Annotated in this window: 15 protein-coding genes and 1 pseudogene; 11 read left to right on the forward strand and 5 right to left on the reverse strand. The window is 45.8% G+C overall.

The features are described 5' to 3' along the window. The first annotated feature begins 118 nt into the window (after positions 1 to 118). The 5 genes from guaA to BMZ72_RS20670 all read left to right on the forward strand — a co-directional run bounded on the left by guaA (position 119) and on the right by BMZ72_RS20670 (position 6458). Entirely contained in the window at positions 119 to 1657 is a 1539-nt protein-coding gene (gene guaA, locus BMZ72_RS20650) for a glutamine-hydrolyzing GMP synthase (protein ID WP_089811626.1), read from the forward strand. Positions 1658 to 1772: 115 nt separating this feature from the next. After that, a complete protein-coding gene (locus BMZ72_RS20655) occupies positions 1773 to 3095 on the forward strand; it encodes an ABC transporter substrate-binding protein (protein ID WP_177222867.1) in 1323 nt (440 codons plus the stop codon). 150 nt (positions 3096 to 3245) lie between these two features. Continuing rightward, a complete protein-coding gene (locus BMZ72_RS20660; RefSeq protein ID WP_089811628.1) occupies positions 3246 to 4271 on the forward strand; it encodes a ligase-associated DNA damage response exonuclease in 1026 nt (341 codons plus the stop codon). Between the two features lie 9 nt (positions 4272 to 4280). Then, positions 4281 to 5873 (forward strand): ATP-dependent DNA ligase, encoded by a 1593-nt coding sequence (locus BMZ72_RS20665; protein WP_089811629.1) that lies wholly within the window; start codon positions 4281 to 4283, stop codon positions 5871 to 5873. 81 nt (positions 5874 to 5954) lie between these two features. Continuing rightward, positions 5955 to 6458 carry an Lrp/AsnC family transcriptional regulator gene (locus BMZ72_RS20670; protein WP_012794422.1) on the forward strand — a complete coding sequence of 168 codons (504 nt, stop codon included), beginning with the start codon at positions 5955 to 5957 and terminating at the stop codon, positions 6456 to 6458. Here BMZ72_RS20670 and BMZ72_RS20675 read toward each other — a convergent pair. Continuing rightward, positions 6455 to 7048: a hypothetical protein gene (locus tag BMZ72_RS20675; RefSeq protein WP_089811630.1), complete on the reverse strand. Its 594-nt coding sequence runs from the start codon at positions 7046 to 7048 to the stop codon at positions 6455 to 6457. The two genes, BMZ72_RS20670 and BMZ72_RS20675, sit on opposite strands and share 4 nt — an antisense overlap. Before the next feature lie 72 nt (positions 7049 to 7120). Between BMZ72_RS20675 and BMZ72_RS20680 the strand changes: the two genes are divergently transcribed. Both BMZ72_RS20680 and BMZ72_RS20685 read left to right on the forward strand, forming a co-directional pair. After that, positions 7121 to 8167 carry a S66 peptidase family protein gene (locus tag BMZ72_RS20680; protein WP_089811631.1) on the forward strand — a complete coding sequence of 349 codons (1047 nt, stop codon included), beginning with the start codon at positions 7121 to 7123 and terminating at the stop codon, positions 8165 to 8167. Positions 8168 to 8297: 130 nt separating this feature from the next. Beyond that, on the forward strand, positions 8298 to 9014 hold the full coding sequence (locus BMZ72_RS20685; protein ID WP_089811632.1) for a hypothetical protein: 717 nt from the start codon (positions 8298 to 8300) through the stop codon (positions 9012 to 9014). Between the two features lie 229 nt (positions 9015 to 9243). Here the strand turns inward: BMZ72_RS20685 and BMZ72_RS20690 are convergent, their stop codons facing one another. Next, entirely contained in the window at positions 9244 to 9441 is a 198-nt protein-coding gene (locus tag BMZ72_RS20690; RefSeq protein ID WP_089811633.1) for a hypothetical protein, read from the reverse strand. Positions 9442 to 9463: 22 nt separating this feature from the next. Continuing rightward, positions 9464 to 9664 (reverse strand): annotated as a pseudogene (locus BMZ72_RS37205) (type II toxin-antitoxin system HigB family toxin); the annotation flags it as partial. A 291-nt stretch (positions 9665 to 9955) separates the two neighbouring features. Between BMZ72_RS37205 and BMZ72_RS20700 the strand changes: the two are divergent. From BMZ72_RS20700 to BMZ72_RS20710, 3 genes are read left to right on the forward strand one after another with little or no spacing between them, the layout of a single operon-like run. Beyond that, on the forward strand, positions 9956 to 12418 hold the full coding sequence (locus BMZ72_RS20700) for a ligase-associated DNA damage response DEXH box helicase (RefSeq protein WP_089811634.1): 2463 nt from the start codon (positions 9956 to 9958) through the stop codon (positions 12416 to 12418). A gap of 32 nt (positions 12419 to 12450) precedes the next feature. Further along, on the forward strand, positions 12451 to 13098 hold the full coding sequence (pdeM, locus tag BMZ72_RS20705; protein ID WP_089811635.1) for a ligase-associated DNA damage response endonuclease PdeM: 648 nt from the start codon (positions 12451 to 12453) through the stop codon (positions 13096 to 13098). Beyond that, positions 13098 to 13997, forward strand: coding sequence for a histone deacetylase family protein (locus BMZ72_RS20710; protein WP_089811636.1), 900 nt, complete (start codon positions 13098 to 13100; stop codon positions 13995 to 13997). Before pdeM ends, BMZ72_RS20710 begins: the two co-directional genes overlap by 1 nt. A 169-nt stretch (positions 13998 to 14166) precedes the next feature. On the opposite strand, the gene BMZ72_RS20715 is transcribed toward BMZ72_RS20710, so the two are convergent. Continuing rightward, entirely contained in the window at positions 14167 to 14919 is a 753-nt protein-coding gene (locus tag BMZ72_RS20715) for an XRE family transcriptional regulator (RefSeq protein WP_089811637.1), read from the reverse strand. Between the two features lie 125 nt (positions 14920 to 15044). Between BMZ72_RS20715 and BMZ72_RS20720 the strand changes: the two genes are divergently transcribed. Next, positions 15045 to 15503, forward strand: a complete 459-nt coding sequence (locus BMZ72_RS20720) for a hypothetical protein (RefSeq protein ID WP_089811638.1) — start codon at positions 15045 to 15047, stop codon at positions 15501 to 15503. 91 nt (positions 15504 to 15594) lie between these two features. Here BMZ72_RS20720 and BMZ72_RS20725 read toward each other — a convergent pair whose 3' ends face one another. Continuing rightward, on the reverse strand, positions 15595 to 16272 hold the full coding sequence (locus tag BMZ72_RS20725; protein ID WP_089811639.1) for an SdpI family protein: 678 nt from the start codon (positions 16270 to 16272) through the stop codon (positions 15595 to 15597). Between the last annotated feature and the right edge of the window lie 124 nt (positions 16273 to 16396).

A 16396-nucleotide genomic window follows, 5' to 3' on the forward strand; every position in this document is an offset into this window, starting at 1 on the left:
TGAGTTTTAAAATGGCGATTAAAAAACATGTGTCCCGCGAATATAAGAACAAACCCTTACAGACTATTCGCATTTTCCAACTTGGGATTTCATATTTGGCCGTTATCTTTGCACCACCATGACAGAAAAGATACTTATACTAGACTTTGGTTCCCAGTACACGCAGCTGATTGCCCGCAGTATCAGGGAGTTGAACATTTATTGTGAAATCAAGCCTTGTCTCGCACCTATCCAGTGGGATGACACGGTGAAGGGAATTATTCTTTCCGGTAGTCCGTTTTCCGTAAACGATGCCGGTGCTCCGACGGTTGACATAGCTGCCATGGCGGCAAAAGTACCAGTATTGGGTGTGTGCTATGGCGCGCAGCTGACAGCCAAAGTATTTGGCGGTGAGGTGGCGAAAAGCTCCATCCGCGAATACGGTCGTGCCTTTATGGACCACGGAAACAAGGAAGAAAAGCTCCTGTATGATATCTCTTCCCGTAGCCAGGTATGGATGAGCCACTCAGATACCATCGTCAGAATGCCTGAAGGTTTCGAGATCATCGCTCATACCGACAATATCCCGGTTGCTGCTTTCAAATCTGAAACAGTTGCCAAACACCCGATCCTCGGTCTGCAGTTCCACCCGGAAGTAACGCATTCTTTGGAAGGTAAACAGTTGCTGCGCAACTTCCTGGTACACATCTGCGGATGTGCACAGGACTGGACGCCAGCAGCCTTTGTACAGGAAACGATCGAAAAGATCAAAGCACAGGTAGGCGATAAGAAAGTAGTAATGGCGCTGAGTGGTGGTGTTGACTCCACAGTAGCGGCAGAACTGATCCACAAAGCCATCGGTAGCAACCTGTATTGCATATTCGTGGATAACGGCCTGCTCCGTAAAAACGAATTCGAAAGCGTACTGGATTCCTATAAACATATGGGCCTGAACGTAAAGGGCGTGAACGCAAAAGATCTCTTCTTCGGAGAACTGAAAGGCGTAAGCGATCCTGAAAAGAAACGTAAGATCATCGGTCGTCTCTTCATCGAGGTATTCCAGCAGGAAGCAACCCTCCTGACAGACATCTCCTTCCTGGGTCAGGGTACTATCTATCCTGATGTGATCGAATCTGTTTCTGTGAATGGTCCTTCCGTAACCATCAAATCCCACCACAACGTGGGCGGTTTACCAGAGAAAATGAATATGGGACTGGTTGAGCCACTGCGCTTCCTCTTCAAAGATGAAGTAAGACGCGTAGGTCGCGAGATCGGTATCAGCGAAATATTCCTGGGCCGTCATCCTTTCCCTGGTCCGGGTCTGGCTATCCGTATCCTGGGTGAGATCACTCCGGAGAAAGTAGCAATGCTCCAGGAAGCAGACGCGGTATATATCGACGGACTGCGTGAAGCTGAACTCTACGATAAAGTATGGCAGGCAGGTACCATCCTGTTACCAGTACAGAGCGTAGGTGTGATGGGAGATGAAAGAACTTATGAATTCACCGTTGCACTCCGTGCCGTGACTTCTGTAGATGGTATGACTGCCGACTGGGCACATCTGCCATATGAGTTCCTGGCAAAAATGTCCAACGATATTATCAATAAAGTGAAAGGGATTAACCGTGTGGTGTACGATATCAGTTCAAAACCACCGGCTACCATCGAATGGGAATAAAGCCTTTACACCGTATATAGAAACGCTTAATGCTGAGGCACTTATACATCTAAGCCACAGCATTAAGCGTTTCTTATGCTGTATACAGGAACGATTTTTGTAATTAATGATCGCTATGAGTAAATCCAAAATATGCAGTCTGACAGTCACTGCCTGTGCACTGACCGTCCTGCTGTCTGCCTGTTCACTATTCAAGAGCAGCACCAGCAGCCCTACTGCGCCGCCAACAACTGTCACAAAACCTAAAGAGGAAGAGAAGAAAAAAGAAGAGAAAAAGAAGGAAGAAAAAGCAGCCCCTTTTAACGTACCTGCCTTTGCCCGTGAAGTAAAAAAGGATGTGTATAACGTTGCACTCTTCGCCCCTCTCTATCTTGATTCTGTATTCACCAATGGTACCGAAATTCCCGGTCGTACACTGCCACGCTATGTGCTGTCAGGCCTTGATTTTTACGAAGGTGCACAGCTTGCGCTGGATAGCCTGCAACAGCAGGGGGTGAAACTCAACGTGTTCGTTTATGACAGCAAATCAAAGACAAATGATATCAATGGCCTGAAGAAAAACAAGGCATTCGATAACACTGACCTGATCATCGCTGCTGTAAGTGCACCTGAGATCCAGGAACTCAGTAACATCGCAAAAGACAAACAAATCAACCTGGTATCTGCCACCTATCCGAATGACGGCGGTATCTCCGAAAACCCGTTCCTGCTGATCACCAACAGCATGCTCAGAACGCACGGAGAAGCCCTGCACCGTTATCTCCAGGAAGCATTTTCCAATAAGAATATCCTGCTGTTCCATAAGAATAGTCCTTTTGAAAAACGCCTTGCAGCCGACTTCAAAGCAGACTATGACAAAATGCAGAACGGTAAAAAATCACGTATCCGGGAAGTGATATGGAGTGATGCAATGACTGACGGCGAACTGTCTCAGTTCCTGCTCACCGATCGCCCGAACCTTTGCGTAGTCGCTTCACTGGATGAAACCAATGCAAAAGCAATCCTGCGTAAACTGAGTGTACAGACAGCCACCTACCCCATTCAGGTATATGGTATGCCTACCTGGGACGTGATGAAGTTCAAAGAACCTGAACTGAAGGATATGCAGATCTATTACACCTCTCCGTATTTCAATGATAAAACGGATGCTTATAGCCGCTATATCACAGATTACTTCAAACGCGTTTACAAATCCCGCCCTTCTGATATGGCCTTCAAAGGATTTGAACTGACCTGGTACTTTGTGAAGCAGCTGTCCGATAAAGGTGTTTACTTCAACGGAAGCATCAACGATCCTTCTAAAAAAGTGTTCAATAACTTAAATTATCAGCCGGTATACCTGAAAGAAGGTTCTACCATGCCTGATTACTTTGAGAACAAGAACATCAATATCATTCAGAAAAATGACAGTGCAGACGTAAGGATGAATTTCCAGTAAGCATTGTTTACATATCGTATAAAAGAAAAGAGTGTGTCTCCCGGCACACTCTTTTCTTTTACCCACCATCCATCCGTACTTCCTTTCGGGTACCTGCTCCCGAATGACTAACTTTCCGGTCATTTGCATGAAAATTGTATCATCCTCCATATGCAGGTACTCCAATTCACCGACAAAGGCATTTATTGTCCGGCAGGCGACTTCTACATCGACCCCTGGCAACCCGTGGAAAGGGCCGTTATTACCCACGCACACTCCGATCACGCCCGGTATGGCAGCAAACATTATCTCTGTCAGCACGACAGCGTTTACCTGCTGCAACTCCGACTTGGTCAGGATATCAGCGTACAGGGAGTCGCCTATGGCGAAGTGATACGGTACAATGGCGTCAGTATTTCCCTGCATCCCGCAGGACATATCATCGGCTCAGCGCAGGTACGGGTCCAGCAGGGTAATGAAGTATGGGTTTTCAGCGGGGATTATAAAGTGGAAAATGATGGTATTTCCGGACAATTTGAACCGGTGCCCTGCAATACGTTTATTACAGAATGTACGTTTGGTTTGCCCATATATAACTGGCAACCACAGGCCGTTATTTTCAGCAACATCCGGCAATGGGTACAGGATAACCAGGCAGCGGGCAAAAACAGCGTCATACTGGGGTACAGTCTTGGGAAAGCGCAACGCCTGTTATACCACCTGCGGGATGTGACAGAACAGATCTGGGCGCATGGCGCCATCTATATTCCCCACCAACTATTACGGGAAAAAGGCTGGGACCTGCCGGAGATACATCGTATCACCCCGGAAACGCCCGCATCTGCCTATAAAAATAACCTCATTATCGGCCCTCCGTCTGCAGCTGATACCTCCTGGATGCGGCGGTTCAACCCGTATGCATTGGGCGTATGCAGCGGCTGGATGCAGGTACGCGGCAATATGCGCCGCCGGAATGCAGATGCCGGGTTTGCCCTTTCTGATCATGCCGACTGGACAGGACTGTTACAGGCAGTGAGAGCCACAGGAGCTGAGAAGGTGTATACCACACATGGTTTCAGCAGCGCCTTCGCCCGCTATCTGACAGAAAATGGCATTCCCGCCCAGGAAGTAAAGACAGAATATGGCGATACAGATGAAGAACTGAATATACCGGAAACCACTCCCAATGAGCAATAAAGCCAGGTTATGAAAGAATTTGCCACACTCATCAGAATACTGAGTAACAGCACCAAAACCAATGAGAAACTGGATGCACTCAGCAAGTATATGGCGACCGCCGATGCCGCCGACAGACTATGGGTACTGGCGCTCTTTACGGGTCGCCGGCCTAAACGTACTGTCAATGCGACACAACTCAGTACCTGGTGTTTACAGATGACCGGTTTACCATCCTGGTTGTATGAAGAGTGTTATCATACCGTGGGTGACCTGGCAGAAACCATTGCACTGCTGCTTCCTCCGGGGAAAAGCATTTCTGTGCATCCCCTGCATTACTGGATCGATCAATTGATACAGCTGGAAAAAGCCGATGAAACAACCAAACAGACCTTCATCCTCAAAGCCTGGGAAGAACTGGATACCAGCGAACGTTTTGTATTCAATAAGCTAATCACAGGCGGTTTCCGTATCGGTGTATCGCAGAAGATGATGGTCAATGCCCTGGCAGCAACCTACGATATTCCGGCGGCGACCATCTCACATATGATCAGCGGCAACTGGGATCCTCAGAAAACCACTATCGAGGCATTATTAAGCGAAAATATTACCGAAGCAGACGCTTCCAAACCTTTTCCGTTTTACCTCGCCTATGCCCTCGAAACAGGCCCTGCCGAACTGGGTGTGCCGGAGCAATGGCAGGCGGAATGGAAATGGGATGGTATCCGCGGACAGATCATCAAACGAAACGGACAGCTGTTTGTATGGTCACGTGGGGAAGAACTGATCACGGAAAAGTTTCCGGAATACCAGCCCCTCCTGGATCTGCTGCCCGAAGGCACGGTACTGGACGGAGAGATCCTGACCTTTGCGGATGGCTTTCCCCTACCTTTTCAAACCTTACAGACCCGTATCGGCAGAAAGAATGTGACCCGTAAACAATTACAGGAAGCCCCCGTCGCTTTCCTGAGTTATGACCTGCTGGAATGGGAAGGACAGGATATCAGGACCACTGCCCTTCAGGAACGCCGGCAGCTCCTGGAACAACTGGTCGAAAAGATCAATCATCCCACCCTGCGTCTCTCCCCAGCCATTACCTTCCATGACTGGGGGGAACTGGCAGCATTCCGCTTACAGGCCAGGGAAAAAGGCAGTGAGGGACTGATGCTGAAAAAGCTGGATTCTGCTTATCAGGTGGGACGTAAGAGAGGCGACTGGTGGAAATGGAAAATAGACCCGCTGACCATAGATGCAGTCATGATATATGCCCAGAAAGGCCACGGCCGGCGATCGAATTTATACACAGATTACACGTTCGCCGTCCGGGATGGAGAACAATTGGTGTCATTTACAAAGGCTTATTCCGGTCTGACGGACAAGGAGATCAATGAAGTAGACAACTGGGTAAAGCGGAATTCCATTGAAAAGTTTGGTCCGGTAAGGACAGTGAAACCGGAACTGGTGTTTGAGATCGGATTTGAGGGTATTGCGGCCTCCAACCGGCATAAATCAGGCGTGGCCCTGCGTTTTCCCCGGATATTACGCTGGCGGAAGGATAAACCAGTCACAGAGATCAACACACTCACTGATTTACAGCAACTACTGCAAATGCATAAACAATAATAAAAAGGCAGGGATTAATGAATCAAATTAGTATATTGTACTTATTATTGCATTCTAATTGGAACATTATTCTATACTGACATGAACAACCTGGGCAATAACAAAAAAGATAGTGCCACCGACAACATTGCGCTGGATGAAAAGGATATAGCAATTCTGCAATTGCTGGAAGAAGATGCAAAAATGACTATCCGTGACCTGGCAGCAAAGCTGAACCTGAGTGCTACCCCTGTCTATGAACGTATTCGTAAAATGGAACAGGCTGGTGTTATCAGGCAATACGCTGCTATCGTTGACCCCAGCAAGATCGATAAAGCTCTGACCGTTTTATGTTATATTTCCCTTAAAGAGCATGGTAAAAAGGCGGGGTCAAAATTCATCAAAGAGATCACGTCTTTCCCTGAAGTAATGGAGTGTCTGAATATCTCCGGTCAGTTTGATTTCATGCTCAAAGTACAGGTAAAAGACATGCTCGCCTACCATGAGTTCAATGTCAACAAGCTAGGCGAGCTGGATAATATCCGTCACATGGAGAGTGTGTTTGTGATGTCAGTTATCAAGGCGACACACAGAGTGGTCTATTAGTTTTGTAATTGTCTGAGACCTTCATACCCTGGGAAAAGGATATAAGCATTTACATTTTCTCCCTTTGGATGTACCGTAATGGCAGAACAGATTTCCTTTCTGCCTTTCTCTGTCGTCATTTCAAAAGCGATACCGGAGTTACGCACATCGTATACGGTGATCTTCTTTCCTTTTACCCTGTCTTCATACTGTGCCACTACTTTTATAGCAGGGAACAGTTTTTTTATCTCGATATAAGAGCTGCCAACTTTTAATCCTTTTGAGGTTGTAAAGGAACCGGTATTCACACGTACCTGTTTTACGACCATTGCTTCTTTACCATCTGCTTCCTGTCTTACGGAATAAACTGCCAGGAATCTGGAGGAGTCGATACTGTCATCTTTTTTGCGGCTGTACCAGAAGGCCCAGGCCTTCCCCATAGCAGCGTCCCCACCATCTGCATTGCCAAGCTCTTTGGACATATCTTCTACTTTTTCACCCAGTTTTGTATTTCCGATATATTCACCAGGCTGAATCTTCCAGGCATTCTGCGCAAAAGCCGGCGCCGTCATGAGCATACATGCCACCGCAAGAAAGTAAAGGTGTTTCATAGTTCTTCTTTTACACAAAGAAAGACAAAAAACAGGCCACTTCCTTATTCAAATAATGCTTACTTTTCTGTTATGAACCGCAAACACTTTCTGTCAGCGCTGGCCACCACTGCGGGCCTTACTACCCTTCCCGCGCTGGCACGTTTACAACAGGCCGCTGCAGCGCTCCCACTACATGAAGAAAGACTGCTGATCCCTCCCTATCTTAAACCGGGTGACCTGATCGGTATTACCTGCCCCGCCGGACATATTACACTGGAAGAAATTAAACCGGCCATACGCATTATGGAAAGCTGGGGTTTTAAAATACGTATAGGTAATACCGTGAACAAAGCAGACTTCAGTTTTGGCGGCACCGACAAAGAACGTCAGCAGGATATGCAGGCGATGCTCGACGATCCTTCCATAAAAGCCATCATGTGTGCACGGGGTGGTTATGGCAGTGCGCGTATCGTAGATCAGCTTGACTTTTCCCACTTCATACAACAACCTAAATGGGTGATCGGCTTTAGTGATATCACCGTTTTACATTGTCATATTAACCGCTTGTATGGTATCGCTACACTACATTCGAAGATGTGCAACAGCTTCCCGGATGACTATAACACAGCCGAACCGATCGTACAACAAACCATCTCTTCCATCAGAGATGCACTGAGTGGCCAGCAACTCCATTACACAACATTCTCTGACTCCCGCAACAGAACAGGCTCTGCCAAAGGGATACTTATCGGTGGTAATCTGTCCATGATCCAGAGCGTACTGGCAACTAACTCAGAACCGGATACCATCGGGAAAATACTGTTCCTCGAAGAGGTAGGCGAATACCTCTACAGTCTTGACCGTATGTTTAACAGTCTGCAGCGTGCTCATAAACTTGACAATCTCGCAGGACTGATCATCGGAGGTTTCAATCGTATCAAACCAGACGATCCGGGAGAAGAATTCGGACGTACCGTGTATGATATCGTGATGGAGAAAGTAAAGGATTCCACCTATCCGGTTTGCTTTGGATTTCCGGTAGGACATCAGAAAGATAACTATGCCCTGAAGTGTGGGATTATGCATCAGCTGCAGATCAGCAGGGATGAAGTGCGACTGGATGAGTTAAGAGGATAAAATACTGTAACGCTGCCACCTTTTGCTGTTTATCTGATGCATTCAGACCTGATATACAAACCGTGCTGAAAGAAAATGATACCCTGATCGTTCAGCACAATTATTCCCAATTTTACAAACAATAATACCCATGAAAAAATTGCTAACACTTATCTGCTGTGCCCTGATATTAAATGCCTGCAAAAAAGATAAATCTGAACTGATCGTCTCCGGCACTTATGAAAGTTCAAACAAACTGGAATTAAGTACCGTGGTATTATACAGTAAGAATACGAAGATCACTGATCCTGCTTTTATTAAAGCATTCATTGATCGACAGAATATGTCATTACCACTTTTTAATCTGACGGGAAGCACCGGTCAGTTAGACTATGGTATTAGCATTGATTATGTAAGTGACGACAGTGTTACGGTACGTTACTCCGGTAGCCGGGACTACCAGGCTACCAAAAAAGGTACACTGGTCAGCGTAAATGATGATATTGTGCTATTCAGAGAAAAAGATTCCAGTGCTTTTCAATATTTTACAGGCGGCGAACTGGGATGTAATAATGTACCGCTGCTTGTAAGGAAATATGCGCCTACACCTTATTGCTACACGATAGCTTGTAGCAGCGGCTTTTGCACCCTCTGTAAGACCGCACAACAATTCACATTAGAAAGAGCCGGAAATGATCTGTCGCTGCCGCTTATTTCCTATGTGTTTACGACAGCTGTTGACCGCAATGGTTGTCAGATCGGGCAGTGGAATGTACAGGATATGTTTAATCCGGATGTGCTGAATACGATACACACAGCAGATACACTGGTGGTTCAAACCGGCAGAGTGAGATTTATAAAGAAATAATAATGTTGGCTAAAATAAATGTAGATAAGAGAACTCTAAGGTTGAATACTATGTTGGTCCAATTGTTATAAGCTATTTAATAAAATATTTCCATCAATATGAAACTTGTCATGAACGCTCTTAACCAAACTAAGATTAGGAGCTTTCCGGCCACTCAGAATTTCCGAAAACTGAGACTTAGATATTTCCAGTTCAATTGCAAGCTGCGTTTGATTAAAGTGATGTATTGTCATGATACGAAGCAGAATTGCTTAAAATCAGGCTTGATTGGCATAGGATATTCTTTCATTTCCCATATCTCTGCCGCTTTGGACAACTCATTTAAATGTTTATCCTCTTCTGCTGAAAGATTAGAAAAACCCTTCTGCAAGTATGACTCTATCGCAGTCATAGCCTCATAGTACTGCTGTTTGGTTTCTATTTCCATATGCGTATGTTGAATAAAAAAGTTACAAATTCTGTAATGTCTCTTTCTTTCTATGTTCGTAATACTGCGCGTGTGTCAGTATGTCTCTTATATAGAGGATTCTATTTTTGAAATGAATCATTGCTATGAGACGATAATTATTTCCATCTATGTTGAATACATATCTGTCATCACCTATAACATCATATGAATTAAAAGTTTGTTTCAATTCACTAAAACTCCCTAATCTGCCTCTTTTGTTTTCTTATACCATTCATTTAAAGGCAGTATTGCTAAAGAATAATATGCGCCGAATACCCTGATCGCTTTCAATGCAATAACAGTCATTGTCAATTACAATTTTGATTTAAAAAATTGATTGTCCCTAGTTAATCCTTGTCTATCTCCCGGTTATACGGCATTACATATATATAAAACATTATTATCCCAAACAAAAATAAGTTCTCAAAAAAGAACTATTTACTCAATTTGAAAACTCTGTTATTTCTCCCTTTTTTACTAATTTCATCAACTGATGAAAAACAAAGCGCGCGGATGGCAGGTGATCATAGAATGGCTGGCTGCAAGAGACAGAAAGCCCTTTACATTCCAGGAAGAAGCCTGGAAACATTACATGCAGGGCAAATCAGGCCTTGTCAACGCCCCTACCGGTTACGGTAAAACCTTCTCCCTCTTCCTGGGCGTTGTGATCGACTGGATCAACAAACATCCGGAGGATTATCAGCAAAAAACAAAGAACGGCCTGCAAATGCTGTGGATCACTCCGCTACGGGCACTGGCGAAAGATATTGCCCGTGCCATGGAGGAAGTATTGCAGGAACTCAATATGCCCTGGCAGGTAGGCATCCGTAGTGGTGATACGCCTATCTCTACCCGTCAGCAGCAGAAAAAGATGATGCCGGAAATCCTGCTCATCACACCGGAGAGTTTGCACCTGTTAATGGGACAAAAAGAATATCCCAAAGTATTCGCACACCTGACGACAGTCGTGGCTGATGAATGGCATGAACTGTTGGGCAGCAAACGCGGCGTTATGGTGGAACTGGGTCTTAGCAGGCTTCGTGGACTGGCAAAAAAAGCAGGCCGTCCGCCATTAAAAGTATGGGGTATATCTGCCACGATCGGCAATCTGGATGAAGCGCTGGACGTACTGCTCGGTCAGCCTGATCCGGAGGCCGTCATTGTACGCGCCAAACTGGATAAGAAGATCGAATTACAGAGCATCTTACCAGATGAAATTGAAAAATTCCCCTGGGCGGGTCACTTAGGTACTAAGTTGCTGTATAAAGCGCTGCCGGTGATCATGAACAGCAAAACAACACTCATCTTCACCAACGTCCGTTCCCAAACGGAGATCTGGTACCAGGAAATATTAAGACAATGTCCTGAACTGGCAGGCGCCATTGCGATCCACCATGGCTCTATCGATATGGAACTGCGCGTGTGGGTGGAAGAAGCCCTGCATACCGGCGTACTGAAAGCGGTGGTTTGCACGTCCAGTCTTGATCTGGGTGTGGACTTCCGTCCGGTAGATACCGTTATCCAGGTCGGCAGTCCGAAAGGAGTAGCCCGCTTCCTGCAACGCGCAGGCCGAAGCGGTCACCAGCCGGGTGCAACCAGTAAAATATGGTTTCTGCCTACCCACAGTCTTGAACTGGTGGAAGCAGCTGCACTGAAGGCTGCCATGGAAGAGCAACTGGTAGAAAGCCGTATACCGATCGTACTTGCTTACGACGTACTGTTGCAATACCTGATGACGTTAGGCATTTCCGATGGATTTCATGCAAATGAAATATGGGAGGAAGTGACCAACACCTTTTGTTTCCGTGATATTACAGAAGACGAATGGGCCTGGATGCTGGCCTTTCTAAGCACGGGTGGAGACGCACTTTACAGCTATGATGAATTCAAAAAGCTGGAAAGAGAAGATAACTTTTTTATCTGTCGCAGCCGTATGCTGGCGATGCGGCACAGACTGCATATCGGTACCATTGTAAGCGACGCCATGCTGAAAGTAAAATTCATGAGTGGCGGTTTCATTGGTATGATAGAAGAATGGTTTGTTGCCCGGCTGCAACCAGGAGACGCGTTCAGTCTTGGTGGACGTACACTGGAATTTGTCATGATCAAAGACATGACGGTACTGGTACGTAAATCCAACGCCAAACGCGCCATTGTACCCAGCTGGATGGGGGGACGTTTACCCCTTTCTGCCAATCTGGGAAAAATGCTGCGCCGCACTTATAACGAAGCATTATCCGGCAAATCAGACATGCCGGAGATCAAAATATTACAGCCCTTGTTCGACCTGCAGGAACGGCTTTCACACATACCGAAAGACAATGAACTGCTAATCGAAATGATCAATACCCGTGATGGTTACCACATGTTCGTCTATCCTTTTGAAGGACGACTGGTACACGAGGTAATGGCAGCGCTGCTGGCCTATCGTATCAGTAAACGGCAGCCGATCACCTTTTCCATGGCCATGAATGACTATGGCTTTGAACTGTTGTCAGATCAGCCTATTCCTGTCAGTGAAGGAGATGTACATGATCTTTTTTCCCTGGAGAATCTGACCATTGATCTGCAGGCAAGTGTGAACTCCACTGAAATGGCACGCAGGAAATTCAGGGATATTGCCGTGATCGCGGGACTGATATTCCAGGGGTATCCCGGTAAGCATAAAGCCAGCCGGCACCTGCAGTCTTCTGCGTCATTACTGTTCAATGTATTCAAGGATTATGATCCGCAGAACCTCTTGTTACGACAGGCGTTCAACGAGGCATTTTTCTACCAGATGGAAGAAGCCCGTTTACGGGAAAGTCTGGACCGTATTTATAACAGTAATATCGTCATTACAGAACCGGAAAGTCTCACCCCTTTCTGTTTCCCGATAAAAGTAGATAGTTTAAGAGAAAACCTGACCAGCGAAAAACTGGAGGACAGGATCAAAAAAATGCGTCCGCAGTTTTAGTTTAACAGGGATAATGTAGTTTTACCGAAGATATGGAGGATGTGATTTACAGATACCAGGACCAGACCTGGCATTTATCGCCACACAGGGCTATTTTCTGGCAGGAAGAACAGGCGTTGATAGTATCAGATCTGCACCTGGGCAAAGGCACACATTTCAGGAAAGCAGGGATTGCTGTACCTGCCAATATCGGGCAGAATGACCTATACCGGCTGCAATTACTGATCACGGCTTATAATCCTTCACAGATCATCATAGTAGGTGATATGTTCCACAGCCGTGAGAACAATGACGTAGCCTATTTCAGACTCTGGCGGCAGCAGTTTGCCAATATATCTTTCAAACTGGTAAAGGGTAATCATGATATCTTACCTGACGCCGTATATGCGACACTGAATCTTGAAGTGTTTGATACGCTCTGCATCCGTGATATACATTTCGTACACGAGCCCTGCGAAGAAGGCGACACACCCGGGTACACCTTTTCCGGCCACCTGCATCCGGGCGTAGTAGTAGCCGGCGCTGGCAGACAACGTCTGCGCCTCCCCTGCTTTTACTTCGGAAAACATTGCAGCATATTGCCTGCTTTTGGCCGTTTTACGGGCCTCGCTACCTTAGAACCTGCACTTGATGAGGCAGTATTTGTTATTGCTGAAAACAGCGTCTTAAAAGTCAATTAATGCTGGTTGCCTACGATCCCATATTTGCACATCCACTCCCGGAAGGTCACCGCTTTCCGATGGTCAAGTATGAACTGATCCCTGCACAATTGTTGCGGGAAGGTATTATCAGCGAACAGCAACTGCATATACCTGCTCCGGCAGAAGAAGCGACGATCCTGCTGACACATACCGCACATTACTGGCATCAGCTGCAACACCAGACATTATCTGACAAAGAACAAAGACGTATTGGTCTGCCACAATCACCGGCATTAACCTTACGCGAGATTGTTATCAGCCAGGGTACGATCGACTGTGCGTTGCATGCAATGAAATACGGCGTTGCCCTGAATGTGGCAGGAGGTACGCATCACGCTTTTGCAGATCGCGGAGAAGGCTTTTGTCTGCTGAATGACTTTGCCATAGCCGCTAATTATCTGCTGCATCAGCAAATGGTAAAAAAGGTATTGATCATTGATCTGGATGTACATCAGGGAAATGGTACTGCTGCTTTATTTGAAGGAAGACCGGAGGTCTATACTTTCAGTATGCATGGCGCACATAATTATCCGTTTCATAAAGAAGTATCCGACTGGGATGTACCCTTACCAGATGGTATGCATGATGTTGATTATCTGCGTACACTGAGTGAATGTCTTCCTGTGCTGATCAATAAAGTAAAACCTGATATTGTATTTTATCTGTCCGGTGTGGATATCCTGCAAACAGACCGTTATGGGAAATTGCAGGTAACACATGAAGGTTGTCGTAAGCGCGATGAAATGGTATTTCGCACTTTAAAGCAACATGGTATCCCCTGTGCGGTAGCTATGGGCGGTGGATATTCCACACAGATCAGGGATATTGTAAATGCACATTGTAATACTTTCAGCGCTGCGGCAGAGATCTGGGGGTAATTCGTTGCTACCTGAATATTACTTTTACTGATAGCTATAGCTGTATAAAACAAAACGACGAATGATTCATCTGTATCCAGATAACCATTCGCCGTTAATATTTTTAACGAATCATTTCACAAGCTGTGGGGTTACTACGAACATTGCCGTTGAAAACGCAAAACGATCATTAGTCTTTAATACGCTTCTTCAGCATACTCACCTGATCCTGCAGATGGCTCACCATATCCGCCAGATGATTCACACTAAGACGGCTCTGCTGACCACTTTTGCTGATAACAGCATCTGACTGCCAGAGTTCCAGCACATCTTCCATACCTACTGCATAAGGTTCATACTGCGGATTATCAGAAACGAGTGTGATCTTACTTTTACTACGGTTGGTCTTCAGGATACGTTTATACACAATACCCTCACGGTTAGTCACAACGATATACGCTTCATTATTGCGGATCTCTTCCCAGCCATCTACTTTGTGACATACGATCACTGAACCGGAAGGCGTCGGCAGCATAGAATCTCCAGCTATTTCAAAAGCCCTGTAATTACCGGCCCCCATCATAGGTAAAGTAAAAGTGTTCAATTCTTCGATGAATTCATCATCATTATAACCGGCGAGATAACCAGCTGCTGCTTTTACGGGTACGAACTCAATCACCTGACGGTCGCTGCCCATTTTCTGCTGTCGGCGTTTTTCCAGAAAGCTTTCCTTCTGAGAGCCTACATCGCGACGTAACAAATCATCAATGGATATACGGAACATGTCACTAACCAGTTCCAATACTTCTGTGCGGGGTTCTGCGCGTTCTTCTTCGTAAGCACCGAGCAGGGAGCGTTTGATACCTAATTTATCAGCAAACTCCTGCTGCGTCCAGCCCTTCTGCTTGCGCAGGAACTTCAGATTGCGGCATACTATGGACATAATCTAAATAATTTAGTACATTACTAACAAAATTAGCATATAATTTTTATAATTACCAAATATATTCCGGTCAGCTTAACTTATTTTTGCCCCATAAAATCGTAAAATCCAACTCAATATTTATTATGGACACCTTGGTAACTATTCACTCGCTGTTAAGATGGGCAATTGTGCTGACCGGTATTTGGGCAATTATCCGCGCGATAAAAGGCGTTAGTAGCAATTCAGCTTACACCAGCGCTGACAAAAAAGCGGGCCTTTTCTTTATGATCTCTCTGGATATTCAGTTACTGGTAGGGATCGTACTGTATTTCATCAGCCCAATGGCAATGAAAGCATTTCAATCAATGGGTGGAGAAGTAATGCGCCAGGCGCCATATCGTTACTTCGCCGTAGAACATGCCTTCGCTGCTATCATCGCTATCGCACTGGTACACATCGGCCGTTCTAAAGTAAAGAAGGCATCTTCTGATGCACAGAGACATAAACTGTCCCTGATATTCTTCCTGCTGGCGCTGGTAATCCTGGCTGCACGCGTTCCATGGCCATGGACAGCAATGGGTGCCGGCAGAGGATGGTTCTAATCTGAAAGTAGCACAAAATATAAAAAGCAGAAGCCGCCTCCAATAATATGGAGGCGGCTTCTGCTTTTTATTTGTAGACCACTTTCTGCTGCTATCCCTTATCCGTATAGAAAAGACGATAAGAATAAATGTAAGGCAACGCTGCCAGTATCCCCCCTATAAAGATCAACAGGAAGGTACCTGTCACCACCGGCAGGAAGAATCCGGCTACAATGGTCGCCGCACCTGTACATAACCAGAGCGTACCTGCGAAAGCATGCGTTTCCCGCCAGATTTCCTCACTTTTTAAGGTCCAGGGGGTTCTTACCCCGACAAAGTAGTTAGGCTCCACCTTGCGCAGGAAAAGTCCAATTACACCGATCAGCAATCCTGTACCCGTAAATACCCAGCGCTCTATCACAAACGGATGTCCCTGACTGGCCATAAAGATGATGGCAGCCGTAAAGATCGCCAGATAGATGTGGATCATAAACCGGATCTGATAGTACTTTCGCTGAAACAGCGTCATTTCCTGATGATGCAGCTCCGCCTCGTCTTCCACGTGCGGAATGTATCTGAACAAAAAGTATAACAATAGATTCGTAAGGAATAAAAAGGTCATCAGTAAAAGAAAGTCACTCTTGCTGCCAACACGGTCTGCCACTCCATTGACACTGAAGTTAGTCGGCATAACACTCGGTAGGGAAGGCCAGATGATTCCCAGATAAACCATCGGCAGCACTAATAATAACAATAACAGCAGTTCCTGGCCAATATCAGGCTTTTTCATGAGAAAGTGTTTTGTTTGAATGTATCGTGACAAATAGCGTACCCGCTTGTCGCACTCATATCATTAATAACCATTATTCCCACCAATTTGTTATTAATTGTTAATCCTGCTAATAAAATTAGCA

Source organism: Chitinophaga sp. YR627 (assembly GCF_900114995.1).
In the GTDB taxonomy this organism is placed as follows: domain Bacteria; phylum Bacteroidota; class Bacteroidia; order Chitinophagales; family Chitinophagaceae; genus Chitinophaga.